The sequence below is a fragment of the Nocardia amamiensis NBRC 102102 genome (assembly GCF_001612745.1).
GTDB classification, from domain to species: domain Bacteria; phylum Actinomycetota; class Actinomycetes; order Mycobacteriales; family Mycobacteriaceae; genus Nocardia; species Nocardia amamiensis.
Window position 1 is genome coordinate 1 of record NZ_BDBA01000154.1, and the last position, 22,637, is coordinate 22,637.

Here is a 22,637-nt window from a genome sequence, read left to right on the forward strand (position 1 = left end):
GTCGGCGGCGGCGTGCAGCGCCTCGTTCTTCCGCGCGGTCGTCAGCCGCGCCAGCGTCCGCGACGCGACTCGGGCCTTGCGCGCGGCCTCGTGCACCACCTCGCGGACATCCGGCTGGGTCGTCGTTCCCGTCATGGGTACAGCCTACGTACCGGCGGCACTGCCGATTCCACCTACCGGCCGAGTCGGCATCCGGTCGGCGTCGACTGCCGCGACAACGCCGCCACCGATCGCTGTGGGATGCGTGCGCGTTGGTGAACGCGGCGCCAGTTGATGGGTGCAAGGCAACACGATCCGAGAAAACCGGCCGCCAACCCGCACATGCCGGACAGTCGAAAACCCCGGTCGTGGACAACGAGCCGCCGACGACGCGACTTAGGATCGCCCGCTCCGCCGAGGGGTGCAAGCCGGCGCGATCCGAGGAAGCCGGCCGGCAACCCACACGTGCAGGACAGCCGAACGCCGCGGTCATGGACAGAGCCGCCGGCGCGCGACTCAGGATCGCCTCCTCCGCCGTGCGGTCGTCCGCGATCCGTAGCGTCCCGCAGCTCCTCCCACCATTCGGGGCGGCGCCTCGATGCGCGGCGGCGTGGGGCGAGAATGCAGGCGGTGTGGCGCGCGGCTATGTGCACAGGGCGGGTTCGGCGACTACCGTCCGCGACATGACCGCCGAATCGGACGCTCCCGCGATCGTGGTGCTCGGCAGCGTCAACATGGATCTGGTGACCACGACCGCGCGGCGGCCCGCTCCCGGGGAGACGGTGCTGGGCGCGAGCTTCGCTATGGTGCCGGGCGGGAAAGGGGCCAATCAGGCCATCGCGGCGCGGCGAGCCGGTGCGGCGGTGCGATTCCTCGGCGCGGTCGGCGAGGACGTGTTCGCCGCCGAACTGCGCAGAACGCTTACGGACTCCGGCGTGGCCGTCGACGGGCTGCGGACGGTCGCCGGACCGAGCGGCATCGCCACGATTGTGGTCGACAAAGGCGGCGAGAACAGCATCATCGTCGTCGGCGGCGCCAATGCGCGGATGACCGAGCTCACCGAGGGCGACCTCACGGCCATCGCGGCCGCCGATATCCTCTTGTGCCAGTTGGAGATTCCTATCGACACGGTGGCCGCCGCCGCGCGCCACGCCCGCGCGCACGCCACGACCGTCCTGCTGAATCCTTCGCCGGTCCGCCACCTGCCCGCCGATCTGTGGGCCGATGTGGATGTGGCCGTGGTGAATTCGGGTGAAGCCGAGCAGCTACGCGACAACCTCGAGCAGGTTCCGCACGTGGTGGTCACGCGTGGGGCGGCAGGCGCGGACTATCGCGGGCCGGGCGATGCGCAGCTGTCGCGCCCAAGCCCGCGGGTGGAGGTCGTCGACACCACCGGGGCAGGCGACGCGTTCACCGGCGCGCTGGCCGCCGCCTGGCATCGCGGCCCGGAATGGGCGCTGACCTGGGCCTGCGCCGCCGGTGCGCTGGCGACGACCACGCTGGGAGCGAGCAGCTCGCTGCCGACCCGGGAAGAGATCACCGCCGCACTGGTCGCGGAATAGGGACGCGTCCCCGGCTCCCACTGAACCCCAAACAAGACCAGCCCGCCGGAGCCACAGCACCGTCGACGGCGCACCGCGTGATCGCCGAGTACGGGCGCACCACCCCGGCTCCCCATGGACCTGCTCCGAGTACCATCGCGCGCCTCGGCTCTTGGTGGGCCTGAACCGATATCGTTGTACGCATGGCCACGCCGGATCGCATCCCCGCCGACGGCGATACCGCGCTGATCGACCAGCTGGGCGCGTCCATGATCGCGCTGAGCTTCGTCGACAACGCGGGCATCACGCGGGTGAAAGCGGTGCCCGAACAGCGGCTCGACCTCGCGTCCTGGTATGGGGTCGGCGTGTCCCCGTGCTTCGAGACCTTCACCTTCGACGATCTGATGACGGTCGGGCGCTATCTCGGCGGTCCCGACGGGGATCTGCGGCTCGTCCCGGATCTGTCCAAGCTGACCGAACTGGCCTGCCAGCCCGGCTGGGCGTGGGCGCCCGCCGACAAGTACACCCAGGACGGCACCCGCTTCGTCGCCTGCCAGCGCCACTTCGCGGCCCGCCAGGCGGAGACTGCCCGTGCGGCGGGGCTGGGGTTATCCATGGCATTCGAGACCGAATGGTCCGTAGGCCGGGACGATGACACGGACGGGTTCACACCGGCGGTGCACGGCCCCGCCTACGGCATCGTGCGGCTCGGGCAGGTCGCCGAGTACGCCGCCGAACTGGTCGCGGCGCTGGACCGGCAGGGTGTCGCGGTGGCCCAGTTCCACCCGGAATACGCTCCCGGCCAACTGGAATTGTCGGTGGAGCCGTCCGAACCGGTCACCGCCGCGGACGAGGCCGTCCTGGTCCGGCACACGATCCGTCAGGTGAGCGCGCGGCACGGCTGGCGCGCGCTGCTGGCCCCGTGCATCGAACCGGGTGGCGCCGGCTCCGGAGCGCACCTGCATCTGTCCGTGCACGACGACGAGGGACCCCTGTTCGCGGGCGGTGACGGTCCGCACGGTATGCGGCGCACCGGCGAGGCGTTCTTGGCGGGCGTGCTGCGTGAATTGCCCGCGCTGGTCGCGGTCGGCGCGGGCAATCCGGCGAGCTTCCTGCGACTGGAGCCCTCACGCTGGGCCGGGGTGTGGCAGTGCTGGGGTCGCGAGACCAGAGAAGCGGCGCTGCGCTTCATCACCGGGATACGCGGCACCGAAGGGTGGGCAGCCAACGCCGAGATCAAGTGCTTCGACGCGACCGGCAATCCGTACCTGATCGTCGGCTCGGTGATCGCGGCCGGACTGGCCGGCATCGCCGAACAGTTGCGTTTGCCTGCCGAAATCACCGGGGACCCGGTGACTTTCGATGCCGAAGCCCGCAAGAAGTCGCAGGTGCGGCGACTGCCGACCACAGCGGCCGAAGCCGCCGACCACCTCGCCGCATCCCGGGTGCTCGCCACCGCGATGGGCGCCGAGCTGCACGACGCGCTGCTCACCGTGCGTCGCGCGGAAGCCGAGCGATACGTCGGCGCGAGCGCCGAAGAAATCGTCACCACGACACGTTGGCGGTTCTGACGTGCTCACCGACGACGTGCCGCTGACCGACCACCACTGTCACGGCATCGACATCGGCGCGCTGGATCGTCCCGGTTTCGAGCGCTTGCTCGGCGAAGGCGCGCGGGGCAGTTTCGATTCCGCGATCGGGCTCGCGGTGCGCCGCTGGTGCGCGCCCGCGCTCGACCTGCCCGCGCACGTCGGCGCCGATGTCTATCTCCGCCATCGCGCCCAGCTCGGAGCACGGGAGGCCGCCGGGCGGCTGCTGCGCGCGTCGGGCGTGACCCGATGGTTTTTGGACACCGGATTCGGCGGTGGCACAGCGGATTTCGCCGGCATGGTGGACGGAGACGTGCACGAGGTCGTGCGCCTGGAAGAAGTCGCCGAACAGGTCATCGCGGAGGTCGGCGCGGTATCGGGCGTCTACGACCGGATCGAAGCCGAGCTGCGCGCGCGTGCCACCACCGCCGCCGGATTCAAGACGATCGTCGCTTACCGGTGCGGCTTGGATTTCCCGCCGCAGGATCACCCGCCGACCAGTTTCGAGCCCGAACACCGGCTCACCGATCCGCATGTGCTCGGCTGGCTGGTCGGGCTCGGCGCGCGAATCGGGGCCGAGCTCGGCCTGCCCTTGCAATTCCACACCGGATTCGGCGACCCCGACCTCCACCTCCGGCACAGCGACCCGCTGCTGCTCACCGGCTTCCTGCGCCGGACCGCGGGCAAAGGGCTCTCGGTGATGCTGCTGCACTGCTGGCCGTTCCATCGCCATGCCGCCTACCTCGCTCACCTCTTCGACCACGTCCACCTGGATCTGGGCCTCACCATCCCGTACGTGGGACACCGCGCCGCGGCGGTCCTCGCGGAGACATTGGAACTCGCCCCGTTCCGGGCGCTGTGCTACTCCTCGGACGGCTACGGGCTGCCGGAACTGCACTACCTGGGCGCCCTGCTCTGGCGGCGCGGACTCGGCACGCTGATGGACGAGTGGATCGCCGCCGACGCGATCACCACCGCCGATGCGGAAGCCCTGGTCACGGCCATCGCGCACGGGAATGCCGAGCGCGTCTACCGCGCGCCGCTGCACCGGGTCACCGACTGAAATCGGACCGTCCGGTCGGTCGATAATCGGGTGCATCCGGCGCTCTCGGTCCCTACCGTTGATGGTGAGAACCAACGAGAGGATCGAGACCATGTTTCCCGTCGAGCTGCGCGGCACCAAGGCGCAGACGCTGATGTGGGCCAACGAGCACGAGGTCGAGCAGGCCGCGCTCCAGCAGCTGCGCAATATCGCCGCGCTGAAATGGGTCCACGGCGTCCGCGTGATGCCGGACGTGCACCTCGGCAAGGGCGCCACGGTCGGCTCGGTGATCGCGATGAAGGATGCGGTGTCACCCGCCGCGGTCGGGGTGGACATCGGCTGCGGCATGGAGAGCGTGCGCACCGACCTCACCGCGGCCGACCTGCCAGACAACCTGCACTCGCTGCGCTCGCGGATCGAGGCGGCGGTGCCGGTGGGGTTCCAGGCCCACCACGACCCGGTCGACATCACCAGGCTCGGCAGCCAGGTCGCCGGACTCGGCGTGAGCACCGCGACGCTGCGCGCGGGCTGGGACCGCTTCTGGGGTTGTTTCGACGCTCTCGACCGGCACGTGCAGGCGCGAGAGTCCAAGGCGCACAAGCAGATGGGCACGCTCGGCGGCGGCAACCACTTCATCGAGGTCTGCCTGGACCAGGACGACCGGGTATGGATCCTGCTGCACTCCGGCAGCCGCAACATCGGCAAGGAACTCGCCGAGCGGCACATGACGATCGCGCGAACGCTGCCGCACAACGTCGACCTGCCCGACCGCGATCTGGCGGTCTTCGTCTCCGGCACACCGGAGATGGAGGCCTACCGGCGCGACCTCACCTGGGCGCAGGAGTACGCCGCGCGTAACCGAGCGGTCATGCTCGCCCTGGTCTGCCGCGCGGTCAGCGCCGAATTCGCCGGGCGCGGAGTGCGTTTCGAGCAGCCCATCTCATGCTTCGCCGGAGAGACCTCGGTAGTGACGGACCAGGGTTGCCGCCCGATTTCGGAACTCGCAGGTGGCATGCACACCTTGCTCACGGAGGGCGGCAAGTGGGTGAAGGCGCCCGTCGCGTCCTTCGGGCATCAGCCACTATGGGAAGTAGTCATTGGCCGCTACGGACAAGAGCGCACGATTCGCGCGACGGCCGAGCACCGCTGGCTTCTTCGACCAAAGGTGGCACATAACCGTACCGAGGCAATCACTTCGGGCCTCCGTGCCGGAGACCGCCTTGCCTACGTTTTCCCGAAGCGCCCGGATGACCTCCAACCGTCTCGGGAAGGAATTGCTCGCGGCTTCGTGTTCGGCGACGGCACCATCTCTGGTGACGCGCTGGCTTGTGCCATCTTCTATGGGTGGAAGGACATGGCACTACTGCCCTACTTCGACAGCCTCGAGCGCCTACGGACCTATTACTACCTGTACTCGGGCGACACAGCGCGGAAGACCTACGTGAAGTTGAACGAGGTTGCGCAACTTCGGGAGCAGGGCCACAACGTACAGGCGTACAAGCGGCTCGGCGGACTTCCGCGCGAGTGGAAGCGCGAGTACCCGGCACTCGACGGATCCGCTTCCGATCTGTACGGCTGGCTCGCGGGCTACTTCGCGGCAGACGGAGAGGTCGGTAAGACCGGCCGCCCGGCCATCTGGTCTGCCAATCGCGAGGATCTCGAATTCTTCAAGACTGCGTGCGACGTACTCGGCATCTGGACCCTCCCGATTCGGAGAAAGACACGCGAAGGGTTCGGCCGGTCCGAGTCCGACATGTTCGTGATGGGCGTCTCACGCAGTGACCTGACTCCCGAGTTCTTTGTGCATGCACAGCACCGCTCGCGGTGGGCTGCTAACAGCCGGGCTGTCGAGCGACGCGGATGGACAGTTCGTTCGGTGAGGCCCACTGCGGATGTGGCAGAGGTATTCTGCGCTGTCGTGGAGGTCACCCACTCCTTCGCCCTCGAGGGCAACATCCTTACCGGAAACTGCCACCACAACTATGTGGCGGAGGAGATCATCGACGGTGTGCCGATGCTGGTGACCCGTAAGGGCGCCGTGCGCGCGGGCGAAGGCGATCTCGCGCTGATTCCCGGCTCGATGGGTACCCGCTCGTATGTGGTGCGCGGCAAGGGAAATCCGGCTTCGTTCCAATCGGCCTCGCATGGCGCGGGACGGCGGATGAGCCGCAACGCGGCCAAGAAGCAGTTCACCGTAGCCGATCTCATCGCCCAGACCGAGGGCGTCGAGTCGCGCAAGGACGCGGGCGTGGTGGACGAGATCCCCGCCGCGTACAAGGACATCGACGAGGTCATCGCGGCGCAGCGCGACCTGGTCGACGTCGTCGCGACGCTGCACCAGGTGCTGTGCGTCAAGGGATGACGGCCGCGTAGCTTCGCGCCGGGCGATCACGTTCGCCCGGCGCGGATTCCCGCGTTCACCGCCGCAGACCGTACCGATCGGTCTGGATTCCGTGCCGCTCTTCTCGATACCATCGGATATGCCCTGGCGGCCCTCGTTCTTCTCACCTGCCCCGGAATCGGACTCGGCAGCGGGTCCGCCGGAGATCGCCGGTGTACGCCGCTCGTTCGTCACCGCGCGCGACGTCCGCTTCCACGTCACCGAGGCGGGTCCTGCGGACGGACGTCCCGTGCTCGCGCTGCACGGTTGGCCACAGCACCATTACGCGTACCGCCACCTGCTCGCCGATCCACCGGACGGACTGCGGATCATCGCGCCGGACCTGCCCGGGTACGGCTGGTCCGGTCCCCCGCCACACCGGTGGGCCAAGGAGGACGTCGCCTCCGACCTGCTGGCGCTGCTGGACGTGCTCGGCCTCGACCGCGCCCTACTGGTCGGGCACGACTGGGGCGGCTACGTAGGTCACCTGCTCGTCCTGCGGGCGCCGGAACGATTCGACGCGCTCCTGGCGCTGAATATCGCCCACCCGTGGCAGACGCCGCGCGGTTTCCTCCCACACGCGTGGCGGTTCCTGCTCTACCAACCACCGATCGCCGCGTTCGGCACCTACCTGCACCAACGCACTCGATTCCTGGAACAGCTCATCTTCGCCGGTGCCGTACGCAACCGCGAGGAGTTCGGACCCGAGGTCATCCACGCGTATGCCGACCGCTTCCTCGACCCGGTCTGCGCCCGCGCCGCGACCGACACATATCGCACTTTCCTACTGCGCGAAGTTCCGCACGCGGCCGGGCGCGGCGAGCAACGCCGCGCAACCGTACCGATCCGGACCCTGTTCGGTGTCGAGGACGCCGCGATCCATCCCGCGCTCGCCGCCGAACGAACCGCGCGAGCCGACGACTACCGCCTGGAACTGGTCGAGAACTGCGGCCACTTCATCGCCGAGGAACGGCCGGACCTGGTCCGGGCTCAACTGGTCGAGCTGGCGGCTACCCCGCGACCCGATTGAGCGCGGTCATCGCCCTCGCTGGTCCCGGCGAGGCGCACGCAGCGACGGACCTGTGGAGCCCGGCCGCCCACTGACCGGGCCAAAGCCCAGCGACTGAACCCGGTCGCAAACAACTAATCCGAAGCCGATCAAACCGCCACATCAACAGGGCGAAAGATCCGGTAGCTACGGTGCTAACTCATCGACAGATGGAGTACGGACCCGAGTGCGTAGGCGATGTGGACTGCCTCGTTCCCGTTGACGCGGCCGAACCCGTAATCGTCATTGTGCCCATCTTCGTCGTATGCGACGCCGCCGATCTTGTCTGCCGAATCACGCATGATCTGTTGCAGTTCATCGCGCATCAGACCAAGGTTCAACGACAAAGCCAGGGCAGCGCATCCAGCAGCACACGGCGCGGCGAAGCTCGTACCGGTGGAGAATCCGTAACCGCCGTTTGATCGCGTACTCAGTACGTCGACACCTGGAGCGATCAATTCGACGGCGGGGCCGCGGGCCGCATTATCCTCGAGATCATTTCGAGTCGATCGGACAACGGCGATCACATCCGGATGGGAGACGACTTCGTCCTGCATGACGTCAACGTCATTACCGTTGCTGGCGGCCCAGAATATCGTCAGTCCCCGGCCGGACCGGCCGCTGCCACCCGCGAATTGGAGCGCCAGATCCAACGTGTCGGTCAGATCCCAATCGGCCCCGTTCGGCCCGAGACTCGAGACCAGAACGTCAGCTCCGGTATCAGGGTCTGCTCCCGGGACTTCCATGGATGGGTCGGCGGCATAGGATACCGCACGCGCCAACGTAATCTGTGTGTCTACTTGGTCATTCAAGCACGCGACGAGCATCAGTTCGCATTCGGGCGCGGCGCCGCAGCCGCCGGCGCCGTTGTTCTGTCGTGCACCCGCCAGGCCTGCGCAGAACGTGCCATGATTCGTACTCGGCATCCCGACGGTGCCCTGGGTGAATGTCGCGGGATCGCTCCCGGATGCGGTGTAGAAGCCGGATTCCCCCACGACACCGGCAGCCAGATCCGCATGGTTGGCGTTGAAACCATTGTCGATCACAGCGATGCGGATACCTGCACCACGTGTGTTGTCCCAGGCTTCTTCCGCGCTGACGTCGGCGCCGGCGAGCCCACCATTCTGTCCGGTATTAGACCATTGCCATTGGTCACTGTACCGAGGATCCGTGGGCGTCAAGCGAGGCGGTATGTGCTCTATGAACGCGGGTTCGGCAAAAAGGAACCGTGGATCGTCGTGCAGGCGTACCGAGGCGGCCAGAGAGTCTTCCTGTGTCCCGGCATCCGCCTCGAACAGATTCGAGGCGAAACGAAGCCGGCCCCGAACACGAAGCCCGACATCTCTCAAGATGGCTTCGGCTCGGTCTTCAGCGAATTCGTCCTTGATGCGAACACTGAGACGCTTCGTCGCAATTCCGAATCTACCGTTCGGCCGCCTGACCACGACACCGACGTCAGAGGCGTCCGGCAGGGGATCGCCTCGGTCCAAGGAACGCGATACATCGGTAGTAGGCTGAATGAACAGCCAGTTCGCATTGTGAAATGCCTGCAGTACGTCGTCGTCCATGTCCACCCGCGCCCCTGTCCCGAACCGAGCCTGGTCTGGCAGGTTGCCGCGTGCATCGGCTACGATCCGGACAGCTACGACGTCATCCAGGACTTCGACCGACTTTTGCCTGCCTCGCGAGAAGTAGTTCCGGATCACAGCTCGCTCCTCTCCGTGCAGGGCAAATATCAATGGCTCTATTATTTCCGTCGCCGCATGGATCCGCAATAGAGTGCTGCTCAGTAGACCGGGCGTGGTGCTGCGCAGCATGCACGGGCCCGGGAATATTCCTGGATAACTGTGCACTGCGGGGAACAATGGAAGATAGTATCTTCACATTTTAGGTACGGCAGTTCCGTCCCATCAGGGCGACATCTCCGACAGGCCTGTTGCTCGGGCGGGCCGGAACGACGCGGCCACCCCTCCGTGAGCGAAACAATTCGGAACAAGGTGTGCGGAACTTCTGGACAGACCGGGGATGGCGGGTGTCTACTAGCTATATAGGCCACTCCCCAGGAGCAACACCAGTGGCGACAATGGAGGACAGCCTCTTCACATTTCCGCCCAGTCCGCCGTGTCAGGGCGATATCTCCGTGGGCCACCGCTCGTCGGGGTTCGACCCAGCAACACAGCAACGGGCGAGAGAAATCCATCTGAAATAGAAGTGCAGGGCTCCTGGCCAGACCAGATAAATCTGCCGGCCCTGGGCCGCACTAAGGGGTGCAATAATGGATGACAATGGCAATCTCTCAAATTCGTTGGAGCAGTTTCGCAGCAACCCGGCCCTTGTCGATTTTGTGTCGCCGCTTCCGGCGGTGACCGCGTCACGAGGCGCGGAGCTCGGCCAGACGGCCGAGCGGTTCGGCAAACTCGTCGCCGGTGCGGGCATCCGAACCACAGTGCATTTCGGCGTGGTTCCATCCGACGGGAACGGAAGCGTCCGCTCGTGGACGTTGGATTCGGCGGGCAAGACGTGCACGGTCAGTGAAGAGCGGATCCAGGAGCCCGACCTCGAGGTGCTCGCGACCGAGGAAACGTGGCGAGGGCTGACGGAGGGTGCACTCTCGCCGTTAGAGGCTTTCGGCAAAGGGGACATGCGCGTCATTGGCGACATCCGCGTGGCCCGGCAACTGGTCCGGGCGCTCCGGCGCAGCAAGCAGTAGATCCAGCGATAATCGGAAGGTCAGCAGCATGGCGGAAAAATCCGGCACAGTGATCTGTGTCCAAGCCCAAGAAGGCGCCGGCTTTACGACGATCAAGGATGCAGCGGGTACACAGGAGGCCTTCATACTCTGGATGAACTCGTTGCCCACGGCTTCCGAGCGCGTCACGCACAGTATGTGGGTGACGTTGTTGCGAGAAGCATTCGCCACGGGGCGACCTGTGACCGTCTTCCATCCCGACGATAACGCGAACGTCACCTCCGTCCAGCTAGGAGGTTAGCCCGCGGCCGACGTGTCGGGCAGATTGATTTCCATCCGGCAAGTCGGCCGAGGACCCCGTTGCGAGAGATACTTCAGATGGTCGAACAACCGACAATCTTTCATGTCGAGATCGTGGCCGATACCTTGGCCGCCCTGAAGGCCTTTACCGACGAGATCCAGCCGGATCTCGGCTGTCGAGCAGTTGCGCGGAAGCGCGAGGGCCAATTTGTCGCAGATGCCTATATGCCTGAGGTGCAGCTCGAAGTTGCCCGAGCCGCCCGTACCGCCCACGCTATAGTTTTGCGCGTCGTGGAGAATTCGACCGAAGTCGGGTTGCGTCGGCAGGAAGATGTCGGACAGGGCAACCGATATGCGACCAGCGGAAATGTTCCTCGCGGCCTCGGACGCAAGGAGTGAACTGATGTGGCATATCTCAACGTCGATGAAATAGAATCTGCGCTGCAGAATTTGGCCGCCGCATACCCATCGACCACGAAGCTGATCACAGCTCCACACGCCACACATGAAGGACGTTCCAGCCACGTCCTCATGCTGGGTACGACACTGAACGCCGAGTGCGACGGCGTGCTGATGCTCGGCGGTGTACACGCGCGTGAGTGGGTTCCACCCGACGCCCTGATTTCTCTGGCGGCGGACCTCCTCGAAGCATTCGACCTCGGAACAGGGCTCGGATACGGCGGCAAGAGTTTCACAGCAAACGAGATTCGCCACGTGCTCGAGGGTGTGAAAATACTCGTCTACCCCTGCGTGAACCCGGACGGACGCCACTTCAGCCAAACAGTTGATTCGCAATGGCGGAAGAATCGCAGGCCACACCCAACAGGTGGCGGATGCATAGGCGTGGATATCAACCGCAACTTTGACTTCCTGTGGGACCACCTGACTAAATTTGCCGCAGACTCGGGAGTCAACACGTCCGCCGATCCGTGCAATGCGGCGGTATATCGTGGGCCTGTTCCGGAGTCGGAACCCGAGACGCGGAATGTTGCCTGGCTGCTGGACGCCGATCCCCAAATCCGCTGGCACGTGGATGTACACAGTGCCGTACCCGTCATCCTACATAGTTGGGGTAGCGACGACAATCAGACGGCGCATCCGTCTCAGAGCTTCCGCAACAACGCGTTCGATCATGTACGCGGCCGCGGAAACGACACCGCATACGGCGAGTACATTCCTTTGGTCGATCTCGACATCATCACCTTGTCGTCCGTCCAAATGGACAAGGCCATCGCGGCGGTTCGGGGCGACAACTACGGTGTCGCCCAGGGATTCGGCCTGTACCCCACGTCAGGCGCCAGCGATGACTACGCCTACAGCCGCAATTTCGCCGACACCGCCAAGCCTCGGGTCTACGCGTTCACAGTCGAATGCGGCCACAGTTTTCAGCCGATGTGGACCGAGGCCGAAGATGTCATCCGAGAGGTCTCCGCTGGACTGATCGCTTTCTGCCTTCAAGCTGCCGATCACGCTACGGCAACTTGGCTGGAATCCGTCCTTCACCTACACATGAGCTAACTCAGCATGCACCGGACCACGGCATCGCCGCCGAACCTCTCGCCACTGGGGTGCTGTCGGCTGGGGCACGGCGTCGTGTGTCGGTGGCCTCGGGCACGATGGTGCGCATGACCACGGCGACCGATGTCTCTTCGATCGACCTCAGTGGCCCGGACCTGCGCGCGCATGCCGAGCAGCTGCTGCGCGAATTGGCCGGGCCCGATGCGCGGCTGCGCGAGGATCAGTGGACCGCCATCGAGGCGCTGGTGGTGCGGGGGCGCAGGGCGCTGGTGGTGCAGCGCACCGGCTGGGGCAAATCGGCGGTGTACTTCATCGCCGCGAAACTGCTGCGCGGGGGCGGTCGCGGGCCGACGGTCATCGTGTCGCCGCTGCTGGCGCTGATGCGCAACCAGGTGGCTGCCGCGCAGCGCGCCGGGGTGGTCGCCGCCACCATCAACTCGGGCAATGTGACCGAATGGGACGAGATCCACGCGCAAGTCGCCGCCGGCGCGGTCGATGTGCTGCTGGTCAGCCCGGAGCGGCTGAACAACCCGGATTTCCGGGACCAGGTGCTGCCCGCGCTCGCGGCCGACGCGGGGCTGGTGGTGATCGATGAAGCGCACTGCGTCTCGGACTGGGGCCATGACTTCCGCCCGGATTACCGCCGAATCCGGACCCTGATCGCCGATCTCGGTGCCGATGTGCCGGTACTCGCGACCACCGCGACCGCCAACGACCGGGTGGTCACCGACGTCGCCACCCAGATCGGCACCGACACCCTGGTGCTGCGCGGCACGCTGGATCGCGAGTCGCTGCACCTGTCGGTGGTCCGTTTCGACGACGCCGTGGAACGCACCGCTTGGCTCAGCGGTCACCTGCACCGGCTGCCCGGCTCCGGCATCGTCTACAGCCTCACCGTCGCCGCCGCGCACGATCTGGCCGACGTATTGAACTCGCACGGCCACAACGTTGCCGCCTACACCGGCCAAACCGACTCCGCCGAACGCGAGGCGCTGGAGGCCGCGTTGCTGAACAACGAGGTGAAGGCGCTCATCGCCACCTCCGCGCTGGGCATGGGATTCGACAAACCCGACCTCGGATTCGTGGTGCACGTCGGCGCGCCCTCCTCGCCCATCGCCTACTACCAGCAGGTGGGACGCGCCGGGCGTGGCACCGATCGCGCGGAGGTGGTCCTGCTCCCCGGCCCCGAGGACACGCGGATCTGGAGTTACTTCGCCTCGGTCGCGTTTCCGCGCGAGCACATCGTGCGGGCGGTGCTCGACGCCCTGGACCCCGACCGGGCGCTGTCCACCGCGGCGTTGGAGCCGCTGGTCGAGCTGAACCGCTCCCGGTTGGAGATGGTGCTGAAGGTACTCGACGTGGACGGCGCGGTGCGCCGGGTCCGCGGCGGCTGGATCGCCACCGGTCAGCCCTGGACTTACGACACCGAACGCTACGAGCGCTTGTCCGTCGCGCGCGAGGCCGAACAGCAAGCCATGATCGACTACCAGTCGACCTCGGACTGCCGGATGGACTTCCTCCGCCGCCAGCTCGACGACCCCGGACTGCCCGCCGACTCCGCGGCCGCACCCGGCTGCGGCCGCTGCGACAACTGCACCGGCACCCGGCCCGATCGCACCGTCGCCGCTGATGCCGTCGCGGCGACCAGGGCTCGTCTCGACCGTCCCGGCATAGATCTCGCGCCGCGCAAACAGTGGCCCACCGGCATGGCAAAACTCGGAATCTCTCTGTCCGGCAAGATCTCCGGTGGCGCCGAGACCGGTCGCGTACTCGGCAGGCTGACCGACCTCGGCTGGGGGCAGCGCCTGCGAACACTGCTCGACGGCCCGGACGCCCCCGTTCCCGACGCGGTCTTCGACGCCTGCATCGCCGTTCTGCGCGAATGGGATTGGGCAACCCGCCCCACGTCGGTACTCGCGCTGGAATCCGGACGTCATCCGGTGCTCACCGCGAGCCTCGCCGCGCGGCTCGCCGAGGTGGGCCGCCTGCGAGACCTCGGCACCCTGCGCACCCGCCCGGACCGGCCGCCGGTCTCCGCCGCGAACTCCGCCCATCGCGTCGCAGGACTGTTCGACTCGTGGGAAGTCCCCGACCTCACCGCGATATCGGACCCGATCCTGCTCGTGGACGCCATCACCGACACCGGCTGGACATTCACCGTCGCCGCCCACGCACTGCGCTCGGCAGGAGCCGACGCGGTCCTGCCGTTCGCGCTGGCCACGCTGACGTAGCGGAGGCGTGTCGCGGGACATCGGCCGGTCATGTGTGACCGCGACATGGGTTCTCGCAGCGCAGCCCCCGGCATCGCGGCGAAGGTGACCAGCCGGATTACCGGTGGGCTGCTGACATGTGCTGATCATGGCTTACGCCGTGAGCGCGGCGAGCCTCACCGGTAGTTTCTTCCGCTCTGTCCCATATTCTGGACAGACCCGTGATCTCGCAGAAATCTGAGCGGCTTCCCGTAGAGCGTCGCGCAAAGTGCGCACATCGCGGAGAAATGCCGCAGGCCCAGCCCGTAAGGGGGTGGGCCTGCGGGCGTTCGGTGTCACCGTTCGGCCGCCGCGGAGTCGGGCAAGCCTACGAAGAATTCGGCGAGCACGGCGTTGTCGGCATAGGCGAGTTCGGTTGTGGCTGCTTCATGTTCGGTGAACCAGCCAAGTCGCTGACCTTCGGTGAGTTCCACCTCCTCGATTTCGATGTCGGTGTGGGCAAAGAAGGTGTGCTCGATGCCGAAGTCACGTTCGTGGGTGACGAAGTGTTCGACTTGGTCGGGGTTGAGTTCGACGCCGATTTCTTCTTCGATCTCGCGGAGGATGCACTGTTTGGGCTCCTCACCTTCTTCGAGCATCCCGCCCAGTAGTGCCCACTTGTTCGGGAAGGGGATGTGGGCGAAATCGTCGCGCAGGTACATGAGTACTTCGCGGCGGTCGTTGAGCAGGATGATCTGGGTGCCTTCACGTGTCAAGGTCGGTGCCTTTCAGCGTTGGTAGGCCGTTGCGAGTTTGGTGACTGCGGCGGCTACGTCGTGGGCATCGGTGTCGGTCATCTTCGGATACAGCGGCAGCGAGATGATGCGGTTCGAAATGTTGCGGGCGACCGGGAGCGCATCGGGGTCGATGCGGTAGGTCCGCTGATAGTACGGCTGAAGGTGCAGGGAGTTGAAGTGGATGCCGGTGCTGATGCCCTCGGCTTTCAGCGCGGCGATGAACTCGTCGCGGGTCACGGTGAGCCGGTCTAGGTCCAGCAGGATCACATACAGGTGGTGGGCGTGGCGCACCTTGGGCCGCCGTGCCAGCGGGGTGACCGCAGCCAGATCGGCGAAGTGCTCGTCGTAGATTCCGGCGTAGCGGGCGCGGGTGGCAATGAAGCGATCCAGGCGTGGAAGCTGGTGCAGTCCAAGCGATGCCGCGATATCGGGCATGTTGTATTTGTAGCCCGGTTCGTGGAGCTGCCAGTGTGGTGAGCCGGTGATCGAGTGCCGTTTCCAGGCGTCGCGGCTGATGCCGTGCATACTCAACGAACGGGCGCGGTCGGCGATCTGCTCATCATCGGTGACCAGCAGCCCACCTTCCCCGCAGACGAGGTTCTTGGTGGCGTAGAACGAGAACGCCGTCGCGGTTGAGAGTTGCCCGATCATGTGGCCTTTGTACTCGGCGCCGATGGCGTGCGCGGCATCCTCGAGTATCACCAGGCCGTATTCGTCAGCGATCTCGCGGAGCGCGTCCATGTCGCAGGGCTGTCCGGCCATGTGCACCGGCAGAATCACCTTGGTCTTCGGGGTGATCGCGGCGCGAACCGCATTGGGATCGATGTTGAGGGTGTCAGGTTCGATGTCAGTGAATACCGGTGTCGCGCCGAGGTGGACGATGACGTTGGCGGTCGCGGGCCAAGTGATGGGCGTGGTGATCACCTCGTCGCCGGGGCTGATCCCGGCGGCGGCGAGCCCGATGTGCAGGGCTCCGGTGCAGGAATTTGTGGCGATGGCGTGTGCCACGCCGAGGTAGTCGGCGCACATCTGCTCGAACTTCTTCGACTTCGGTCCGGTGGTCAGCCAACCCGAGCGCAGGGTGTCGAGCACTTCGGCCTCTTCAGCGTCGCCGAGCTGAGGCAGCGCGAACGGCAACGCCTGCTGCCGCACAGGGTCGCCGCCGGAGATCGCAGGGGTGATCAGCAGCTGCTTCAGGGTGGCCGCGGTAGAGAACCGGGAATGCCCGGCTTCGGCTAGCCGTCCGGGTGCTTCGAGGTAGCGGCGGACCTCCGTGATGGCATCGGCCACGGTGTAGCTCCGGGTGAATCCGGTGTCGGTTGTGAACAGCTCACCGTTGACCTGGTAGCTGCGCGCATCGGGTGTGCCACCGCGCAATTGGACGGGGATACCGTCGAATTCCCTGCTGACCAGCTCGGCGAGATCCCGCACCCGCAGGTTCTCCCCGACCACGTTGTAGGCCGGGTGTGCGATGTCGTCGTCGGGCAACTGCAGGCAGGTGATGAATGCACGCACCGCGTCACGGACGTGCAGGAATGGCCGCCACTGGGTGCCATCGCCGTCCACACTGATTTTGCCCTTGGTCAGGGCGTGGTAGGTCATGGTGTGCACGGCCAGATCGAACCGCATCCGCGGGGAGACACCGAACAGCGTTCCCAGGCGCAGCGACAATGTCCGGAAACCCGCAGTTTCGGCGCGGCGGATGGCTTGCTCAGCAGCGGCTTTCGACCTCGCGTACTCCGACAGGGGCGCGATCTCGCTGGTTTCGTCCAGCAGTTGGTCGCTGGCACCGTAGATTCCGCAGGTCGAGGCGTGCAGGAACCGGCGTGCCCCCGCGTCGCGGGCGAATTCGGCCAGCCGGACCGCAGCCTTTTCGTTCACTGCCGTTGTCCATCGCGGGTTCAGCTCTCCCGCTGGGTCGTTGCTTATCGCGGCAACCGCGATCACCGCGTCAACTCCGTCGAGCAGGTCCGGTCGGAGGTGGCGTACATCGCTGCGGTGAATCCTCAGGTCGGGATGGTCGGCGTGATCGGCGAGCACGTCCCCGAAGTAGAACGCATCCACTGCGGTCACGGTGTGGCCGCGTTTGAGCAGTTCGGGTACCAGGACCGAGCCAAGGTAGCCGCCTGCGCCTGTGACCAGGATGTTCTGCATCTCGATGTTTCCTTTCACCAGTGGTTTTCGGTGGACTCAGTCCTCGCCATCGGTGTCGGCGAGGTACTTCTCGGCGCGGGGATCCGGCACCGCGTGACCGGCGGCGATGAGCACGCGGAACGCGGACTTCTTACGCGCGCAGATATCGGCGCCGCAGAGCCGGTGCTGTTGCATCACGACGTGCGCCTCATCGACGCTGAATGGCGTGCCGGGTGCTTCGTGTGTCCAGCTGATCGGCCAAACCCCAGTCGCCGCACCATGTTTCGGCGGCTCAGGTGGCTCGTCCTCGATCCGCTGCTTGATTTCGGTGACACTGCGGCCGGTTGGCCGCGCTGAACAGAAGTGCGTGAGCGCACCGACGGTGACAAGGCCCGTAACGAGCACGCCGACGGAGATCAGGACTATCGCCTGCCAGGGCTGCATCAGCGGTTCACCTCGCCTCGCTTGGGTGTCATGGCCTTCAGGACACCGGGTGAGTCACGATGTGAGCGAGGTGATCACCTGAGTTCTCACAACCCCTCACCCACCGGCCGCCGGTGAGCTACCGTGACGAAAACACTCGCATTCGCGGCTCGAGGGGTGGGGCTGATGAGCGGTCCGGACGATGACAGACGGGCATTGGGTGCCGTGCTGGCACGGCTGCGAACCTCGGCCGGGCTCACCCAAGAGGCGGTGGCACATCGGTGCGTAGTGTCCCGGACCTACATTTCGCACGCCGAAGCCGGAAGGCAGCTCCCAGGCCGTAAGTTCTGGGAAGTCGCCGACGAGGCGGTGCGCGCTGACGGTGCGCTGGTGGCTGCCTACGACGCCTACACCGGCACACGGCAACAGAGCAGGACACTCGGGGCCGGTATGTCCGCCATCCGCTCCGTCCTGCCGGTTGTCGACCTAAACTCCATGCTCGACACCGATTTGAAGGCGTGGTTGGACATGAACCGACGCGAAATGCTCGAATTTCTCGCCGTCGCGGGAACACTCCCGGCCGCTGCGCTGCTGGCAGGGCTCGAACGCGGCACCGGCGGGCACGTGGCCCGCGGGCTGCCGGTGAAGCTCGACGCCGCCGCCATCGACCAGATCGAAACCGTGCTTGATGCTGTTGGCCGCCAGTACGAGGCGTTCGGCCCGAAAGCCGTGCTCGCTGTCCGCCAAGGCCAAGCAGACTTGGTGGACGCGCTGCTGCCTGACTGCCCTTCCCCCCTTCGGCCGCGGCTGCTGTCGGTGCGGGCATCGCTGGCGCGGTCTTTGGGCTGGCAGTCGTATGACGCGGGCGATCTGCGCATGGCGGGCCACCACTACGAGCTGGCCCGCAACGCCGCACACGAAGCCGCCAACCCATCGTTGACGGCGCTGGTGCTGTGCAACATGTCCCTCGCTGCGACCCGTGGCGGGCGGCCCGGGGTCGGCGTCGACCACGCCATGGCCGCCGCCTACTGGGCCGACCGCAGCGACGACCGATACCTGCTCGCTTATGCCCGCGATATGGCCGCCGAGGCGCACGCCGAACTCCGCCAGGCCCACGAATGCCGCACAGCGCTGGACGAGGCCCGCGAAATCATCGAGAGGGCGGCATACACACACCTGCCCACCTACGTGTACGACCCCGCCCTGAACGCGGGATTCGCGGCCGAATGCCTGATCAAGCTCGGCGTCGGCAACCACGCTGTCACCGCCGCCAACCGATGCGTGGAACTCATCGACCCGGCCTTCGCACTCTCACGCGGATTCGCCGATGTGGGCCTGGGCACAGCACTGTGCCTGATCGGCGAAGCCGACGAAGCCGCGCGCATCATCGCCCGCACCGCCGACACCGCCCTCACCCACGGCTCCGCCCGCCTCACCAGCGAAGTCCGCGCTGCCCGCGACACCATCAGCCACACCGCACCCGGCTCGGCCAGCCTGCGCGAACTCGACACCAAACTCACCGCCCACGGTCTCGCCTGACCAGCCGGCGGGCCCACCTGCGGTCTTGCTGACGCACAGGGTGGCTGCGGGAAATGCGGTCGCACTGCGCACACTCAGAGACTCAAGGTCGCCCGTAGCCGCGCATCGAGGGATTCCGTCTCGGACGGTGTCAGCACGCCGAGGTATTCGCTGAGCCAGGGCCGGTAGGCGCGGTGGAGTTCGAGGGTGTCGGCCCAGCCGTGGTCGGTCTTGGTGGCCAGCACGTGGCACGGGTCGGCGTCGCGCAAGGGGATGACGTGCAGCCAGGGGTAGCGCGAGGTGATCACCGCCGAATCGGACACCAGCACGACCGTCATGCGCCGTGGGAACGGCGTGCCGTCGCTGAGTGTCGGGGCATAACGCCAGATTTCACCGCGTCTCATGCTCTGTCGCCTTCGGCGTGAGCGGGCCCTGCCTGGTGACGCGAACTGGGCCGGGCGCTCATGCCGCGCCGCTGGCGTCGTCTTCGGCGGCCTTGGTGAGCGTCACGTCGTCGTACGCGGCGGCCAGCTCGGCCTCCTCGTCGATGATCAGCGCGGTCAGACTGTCGTGCACGATCGTGGTGCGCACCGCGGCATTGATCACCGAGGACAAGCTGCGGTTCTGGCGATCGGCGGCCTCCCTGACCCATTCCGCCACCTGAGGATCCAACGTGACGGTCACGCGCGTCGCCTTGCTCATACCCGTATGCATACCAGAACGGCGCAACAACCATGCCCGGTTCGCCGCATTGGTTCATACGGCGGCGGCGCCTTCAATCCGGCCGCACGAACTGCCACGCCTCGGCCCGCTCGTTGTTCGGACGGACTTCCGTCCCGGCTGCACCCTTATGCGTCGTCTCTGTGTCCGCCCGCGCAGGGCCACAAAGCCGCTAGCTCTGCGGGCTGGAATCGAAGTTGCCGACTTCCGCCCCGTCCGTTCGGCGGCGCGCGATACGGGTCTGCCTGCCACCTGGCTCGGCCCGGCGCGTGCGGTGCACCGGACTACATCCGGCCGCGCCCGTTAAGGTCGACATGTGGCCCGCAAATCCGCTGCGTCGGCAATCGAACTCGAGGTCGGCGACCACACGATTCGCATCTCCAACCCGGACCGGGTCTACTTCCCGGAATCCGGCACGACCAAGCTCGACTTGGTGCGGTACTACCTCAGCGTCGGGGACGGCATCGTCAACGCGCTGCGCGACCGGCCGTGCATGCTGCACCGGTTTCCGAAGGGACTGGCCGGTGACAAGGTGCATCAGAAGCGGTTGCCCGCGGGCGCGCCGGACTGGATTCCGACTGTGCGCGTGTACTTCCCGCGCTACGGCAGGCATGCCGACGAACTCTGCGTCGAGAAGCTCGAAGATGTCATTTGGGCGGTGCAGATGTCGACCGTCGAGTTCCATCCGTGGAACTCCCGTGCCGCCGACACCGAGCGTCCCGACGAGTGGCGCATCGACCTCGACCCGATGCCGCACTGCCCGTGGCCGCGGGTGCAGCGCGTGGCGGGTGTCGTGCAGGAACTACTCGACGAGCTCGGCGCCGTCGGCTGGCCGAAGACCTCCGGCGGCAAGGGACTGCACGTGTACGTCCGGATCGCACCGAACTGGGGATTCCAAGAGGTGCGGCGCGCGGCGCTCGCCTTCGCCCACGAGGTGGAACGCCGCGCACCGGATGACGTGACCACCACGTGGTGGCGTCGCGACCGCGACCCGGCAATGCTTTTCGTCGACTACAACCAGAACGCGCGCGACCACACGATCGCCGCCGCCTACTCGGTGCGCGGCAACCCCGCCGCCACGGTCTCCACCCCGGTGCGCTGGGAAGAGATTCCCGACATCAATCCGCGCGACTTCACCATCTCCACCGTCCCCGCCCGCTTCGCCGAGCTCGGCGACCTGCACGCGGGCATCGACGACGCGGTGTTCCACCTGGATCGGCTGCTCGAGTGGGCGGACCGGGACAAGGTGGACGCGGAGTTGGACGAGCAAACGGATCGAGACGAGAACTAGCGCCGTGTTGGACGGACACCCCACTCCGCCGTCACGCGGCGGTGCTACGGTCGGCAACGGCGAGCCCGACCGCCGTTCGTCCCCGCGCGACCACGTCGTACTGGACTGAAGGAGGTCTATTCATGAGCGTACCGATCGCCATCGGGCCGACCGACCCTCCTCCCACGCTGGTGGAGAAGGCGGTACTGGAGGCGGGCGCCGCGATCTCCGAGTTCGACGAGGCGCGCGGACTGATCTGGGTGGGCGGACCTGGTGAGTTCCCGGACGAGTTGCCCGCATCCCTGGAATGGGTGCAGCTGTCGGCCGCCGGTATCGAGGACTGGTTCACCGCCGGCATCTTCGCCAAGCATCCGGACATCCGATTCACTTCCGCCGCAGGCGCTTTCGCGGCCAGCGTGGCCGAGCACGCGCTCATGCTGCTGCTCGCCGGTGTCCGCTACCTGCCGGAGCACCTGCGCGCGGCGGGCTGGCGTCAACAGGACTTCTTCCCGCACGTCGGTACGCTGCGCGGCAAGACGGTGACCATCGTCGGTGCGGGCGGCATCGGGCGGGCGCTGATTCCGATGCTGATCCCGCTCGGCGCGCACATCATCGCGGTGAACCGCAGCGGTCATCCGGTCACCGGCCCCGGCATTCCGGACACCGTCGAGACGATTTCCGCCGACCATATCGGCCGGATCTGGCCGCGTACCGATCACGTGGTCATCGCCGCGCCTGCCACGCCCGCCACCAGGCATCTGCTCGGCGCGGACGAACTCGCCCGGCTCAAGCCGTCGTCCTGGATCGTCAACGTCGCCCGCGGCAGCCTGATCGACACCGACGCGCTGGTTGCCGCGCTGGCCTCGGGCGCGATCGGCGGCGCCGGGCTGGACGTCACCGATCCCGAACCGCTGCCGGACGGCCATCCGCTCTGGGTGCTGCCGAATTCCATTGTCACGCCACATGATTCGAATCCGCCGCAGCTGCGGTTGGCGGCATTCGCCGATCACGTCGGCGCCAATGTCCAGCGCTTCGCCACCGGACGCCCGCTGCTGGCGCCGATCGATCGCGATCGCGGGTACTGAGCAGGAACGGGCCAGGGGTCGCAGGCACCCACGCCGAGGCCGGAACCAGGAGTCACCTGCGGTGACCCAGCGTTCAGCCAGCCAGTGCGCGGCTGAGAAATTCCTCGACGACCTCGCTCTCGGCGTTCGCGTAGTGCTGGACGAACCTCCACTCACGCTGGGCCAATTCCCTTTTGGTCCGCTCGTAGAGCTCGCGGTCGTCGTCGTGAGTGCGCAACCATTCACGGAACGCCAGAATCCGCTCGATTTCCGGTGCTCCCGACTCCAGTGAGAACACGTGGAGATTTACGCTCCACCGCGCACCGTCCTCCACGCGCCGGATGAGACAGCGATGCTGGTGCCAGTCCGGCTCGCGGATGATCAGCCTTTCTGTAATGTGCCATTGACAACTGGCACATTCATGGCTGATTCTGAAC

General features: G+C 66.5%; 20 protein-coding genes and 2 pseudogenes. 14 read left to right on the plus strand and 8 right to left on the minus strand.

Annotated features, from left to right (window positions below; all coding sequences use genetic code 11):
* Positions 1–135, minus strand: a pseudogene (proA, locus tag NA4_RS40765) (glutamate-5-semialdehyde dehydrogenase); the annotation flags it as partial.
* Between the two features lie 527 nt (positions 136–662).
* Between proA and NA4_RS26065 the strand changes: the two are divergent.
* From NA4_RS26065 to NA4_RS26085, 6 genes and pseudogenes are all read left to right on the plus strand, one after another.
* Complete coding sequence (locus tag NA4_RS26065; RefSeq protein ID WP_067475499.1) at positions 663–1,541, plus strand: ribokinase; 879 nt, start codon at positions 663–665, stop codon at positions 1,539–1,541.
* A gap of 182 nt (positions 1,542–1,723) precedes the next feature.
* Positions 1,724–3,091: a type I glutamate--ammonia ligase gene (locus NA4_RS26070; protein WP_067475408.1), complete on the plus strand. Its 1,368-nt coding sequence runs from the start codon at positions 1,724–1,726 to the stop codon at positions 3,089–3,091.
* A 1-nt stretch (position 3,092) separates the two neighbouring features.
* Entirely contained in the window at positions 3,093–4,172 is a 1,080-nt protein-coding gene (locus NA4_RS26075; RefSeq protein WP_067475411.1) for an amidohydrolase family protein, read from the plus strand.
* A gap of 91 nt (positions 4,173–4,263) precedes the next feature.
* Positions 4,264–5,133, plus strand: a pseudogene (locus NA4_RS26080) (RtcB family protein); the annotation flags it as partial.
* A 780-nt stretch (positions 5,134–5,913) separates the two neighbouring features.
* The gene (locus NA4_RS40770) at positions 5,914–6,513 is read left to right on the plus strand and encodes an RtcB family protein (RefSeq protein ID WP_444980046.1); all 600 of its coding nucleotides are present in this window, start codon (positions 5,914–5,916) and stop codon (positions 6,511–6,513) included.
* 118 nt (positions 6,514–6,631) lie between these two features.
* The gene (locus NA4_RS26085) at positions 6,632–7,561 is read left to right on the plus strand and encodes an alpha/beta fold hydrolase (protein WP_067475414.1); all 930 of its coding nucleotides are present in this window, start codon (positions 6,632–6,634) and stop codon (positions 7,559–7,561) included.
* A gap of 173 nt (positions 7,562–7,734) precedes the next feature.
* Here the strand turns inward: NA4_RS26085 and NA4_RS26090 are convergent, their stop codons facing one another.
* Complete coding sequence (locus NA4_RS26090) at positions 7,735–9,285, minus strand: S8 family serine peptidase (protein WP_169811123.1); 1,551 nt, start codon at positions 9,283–9,285, stop codon at positions 7,735–7,737.
* A gap of 569 nt (positions 9,286–9,854) precedes the next feature.
* Here NA4_RS26090 and NA4_RS26100 point away from each other — a divergent pair.
* The 5 genes from NA4_RS26100 to NA4_RS26120 all read left to right on the plus strand — a co-directional run bounded on the left by NA4_RS26100 (position 9,855) and on the right by NA4_RS26120 (position 14,317).
* Positions 9,855–10,289 carry an SCP2 sterol-binding domain-containing protein gene (locus tag NA4_RS26100; protein ID WP_084497449.1) on the plus strand — a complete coding sequence of 145 codons (435 nt, stop codon included), beginning with the start codon at positions 9,855–9,857 and terminating at the stop codon, positions 10,287–10,289.
* Positions 10,290–10,317: 28 nt separating this feature from the next.
* Positions 10,318–10,569: a hypothetical protein gene (locus NA4_RS26105; RefSeq protein WP_067475429.1), complete on the plus strand. Its 252-nt coding sequence runs from the start codon at positions 10,318–10,320 to the stop codon at positions 10,567–10,569.
* A gap of 77 nt (positions 10,570–10,646) precedes the next feature.
* On the plus strand, positions 10,647–10,967 hold the full coding sequence (locus NA4_RS40775; RefSeq protein WP_157129309.1) for a hypothetical protein: 321 nt from the start codon (positions 10,647–10,649) through the stop codon (positions 10,965–10,967).
* 6 nt (positions 10,968–10,973) lie between these two features.
* The gene (locus NA4_RS39480; protein ID WP_084497451.1) at positions 10,974–12,086 is read left to right on the plus strand and encodes a M14 family metallopeptidase; all 1,113 of its coding nucleotides are present in this window, start codon (positions 10,974–10,976) and stop codon (positions 12,084–12,086) included.
* Between the two features lie 107 nt (positions 12,087–12,193).
* Positions 12,194–14,317 carry a RecQ family ATP-dependent DNA helicase gene (locus NA4_RS26120; protein ID WP_067475501.1) on the plus strand — a complete coding sequence of 708 codons (2,124 nt, stop codon included), beginning with the start codon at positions 12,194–12,196 and terminating at the stop codon, positions 14,315–14,317.
* Positions 14,318–14,631: 314 nt separating this feature from the next.
* On the opposite strand, the gene NA4_RS26125 is transcribed toward NA4_RS26120, so the two are convergent.
* The 3 genes from NA4_RS26125 to NA4_RS26135 are packed head-to-tail and all read right to left on the minus strand — an operon-like array spanning position 14,632 to position 17,649.
* The gene (locus NA4_RS26125; RefSeq protein ID WP_245671598.1) at positions 14,632–15,051 is read right to left on the minus strand and encodes an NUDIX hydrolase; all 420 of its coding nucleotides are present in this window, start codon (positions 15,049–15,051) and stop codon (positions 14,632–14,634) included.
* Positions 15,052–15,063: 12 nt separating this feature from the next.
* A complete protein-coding gene (locus tag NA4_RS39485) occupies positions 15,064–17,226 on the minus strand; it encodes a bifunctional SDR family oxidoreductase/aminotransferase class I/II-fold pyridoxal phosphate-dependent enzyme (RefSeq protein WP_157129310.1) in 2,163 nt (720 codons plus the stop codon).
* A 36-nt stretch (positions 17,227–17,262) separates the two neighbouring features.
* On the minus strand, positions 17,263–17,649 hold the full coding sequence (locus NA4_RS26135; RefSeq protein WP_067475441.1) for a hypothetical protein: 387 nt from the start codon (positions 17,647–17,649) through the stop codon (positions 17,263–17,265).
* A 165-nt stretch (positions 17,650–17,814) separates the two neighbouring features.
* Here NA4_RS26135 and NA4_RS42235 point away from each other — a divergent pair, with 165 nt between their 5' ends.
* Positions 17,815–19,167 (plus strand): NsdA family TPR-like regulatory protein, encoded by a 1,353-nt coding sequence (locus tag NA4_RS42235; protein ID WP_067475445.1) that lies wholly within the window; start codon positions 17,815–17,817, stop codon positions 19,165–19,167.
* 74 nt (positions 19,168–19,241) lie between these two features.
* Here NA4_RS42235 and NA4_RS26145 read toward each other — a convergent pair whose 3' ends face one another.
* Positions 19,242–19,550: a hypothetical protein gene (locus NA4_RS26145; protein ID WP_067475448.1), complete on the minus strand. Its 309-nt coding sequence runs from the start codon at positions 19,548–19,550 to the stop codon at positions 19,242–19,244.
* Between the two features lie 58 nt (positions 19,551–19,608).
* On the minus strand, positions 19,609–19,848 hold the full coding sequence (locus NA4_RS26150) for a hypothetical protein (RefSeq protein ID WP_067475453.1): 240 nt from the start codon (positions 19,846–19,848) through the stop codon (positions 19,609–19,611).
* A 334-nt stretch (positions 19,849–20,182) separates the two neighbouring features.
* On the opposite strand from NA4_RS26150, the gene ligD reads away from it, so the two are divergent.
* Together ligD and NA4_RS26160 are read left to right on the plus strand one after the other, a co-directional pair.
* Positions 20,183–21,157, plus strand: coding sequence for a non-homologous end-joining DNA ligase (gene ligD, locus NA4_RS26155; protein ID WP_067475458.1), 975 nt, complete (start codon positions 20,183–20,185; stop codon positions 21,155–21,157).
* A gap of 122 nt (positions 21,158–21,279) precedes the next feature.
* Positions 21,280–22,221 (plus strand): D-isomer specific 2-hydroxyacid dehydrogenase family protein, encoded by a 942-nt coding sequence (locus NA4_RS26160; protein WP_067475461.1) that lies wholly within the window; start codon positions 21,280–21,282, stop codon positions 22,219–22,221.
* A gap of 73 nt (positions 22,222–22,294) precedes the next feature.
* Here NA4_RS26160 and NA4_RS26165 read toward each other — a convergent pair whose 3' ends face one another.
* Positions 22,295–22,630 (minus strand): GrpB family protein, encoded by a 336-nt coding sequence (locus NA4_RS26165; RefSeq protein ID WP_084497454.1) that lies wholly within the window; start codon positions 22,628–22,630, stop codon positions 22,295–22,297.
* Positions 22,631–22,637: the final 7 nt, after the last annotated feature.

What these genes read in the sequence shown, in the direction of transcription:
- NA4_RS26105 (WP_067475429.1), top strand. Translation starts at nt 10,318, where the DNA reads ATGGCGGAAAAATCCGGCACAGTGATCTGTGTCCAAGCCCAAGAAGGC.
- NA4_RS26160 (WP_067475461.1), top strand. Translation starts at nt 21,280, where the DNA reads ATGAGCGTACCGATCGCCATCGGGCCGACCGACCCTCCTCCCACGCTG.
- NA4_RS26065 (WP_067475499.1), top strand. Translation starts at nt 663, where the DNA reads ATGACCGCCGAATCGGACGCTCCCGCGATCGTGGTGCTCGGCAGCGTC.
- NA4_RS26085 (WP_067475414.1), top strand. Translation starts at nt 6,632, where the DNA reads ATGCCCTGGCGGCCCTCGTTCTTCTCACCTGCCCCGGAATCGGACTCG.
- NA4_RS39485 (WP_157129310.1), bottom strand. Translation starts at nt 17,226, where the DNA reads ATGCAGAACATCCTGGTCACAGGCGCAGGCGGCTACCTTGGCTCGGTC.
- NA4_RS26120 (WP_067475501.1), top strand. Translation starts at nt 12,194, where the DNA reads ATGACCACGGCGACCGATGTCTCTTCGATCGACCTCAGTGGCCCGGAC.
- NA4_RS26135 (WP_067475441.1), bottom strand. Translation starts at nt 17,649, where the DNA reads ATGCAGCCCTGGCAGGCGATAGTCCTGATCTCCGTCGGCGTGCTCGTT.
- NA4_RS26070 (WP_067475408.1), top strand. Translation starts at nt 1,724, where the DNA reads ATGGCCACGCCGGATCGCATCCCCGCCGACGGCGATACCGCGCTGATC.
- NA4_RS42235 (WP_067475445.1), top strand. Translation starts at nt 17,815, where the DNA reads ATGAGCGGTCCGGACGATGACAGACGGGCATTGGGTGCCGTGCTGGCA.
- NA4_RS26145 (WP_067475448.1), bottom strand. Translation starts at nt 19,550, where the DNA reads ATGAGACGCGGTGAAATCTGGCGTTATGCCCCGACACTCAGCGACGGC.
- NA4_RS40775 (WP_157129309.1), top strand. Translation starts at nt 10,647, where the DNA reads ATGGTCGAACAACCGACAATCTTTCATGTCGAGATCGTGGCCGATACC.
- NA4_RS26150 (WP_067475453.1), bottom strand. Translation starts at nt 19,848, where the DNA reads ATGAGCAAGGCGACGCGCGTGACCGTCACGTTGGATCCTCAGGTGGCG.
- NA4_RS26100 (WP_084497449.1), top strand. Translation starts at nt 9,855, where the DNA reads ATGGATGACAATGGCAATCTCTCAAATTCGTTGGAGCAGTTTCGCAGC.
- NA4_RS40770 (WP_444980046.1), top strand. Translation starts at nt 5,914, where the DNA reads ATGGGCGTCTCACGCAGTGACCTGACTCCCGAGTTCTTTGTGCATGCA.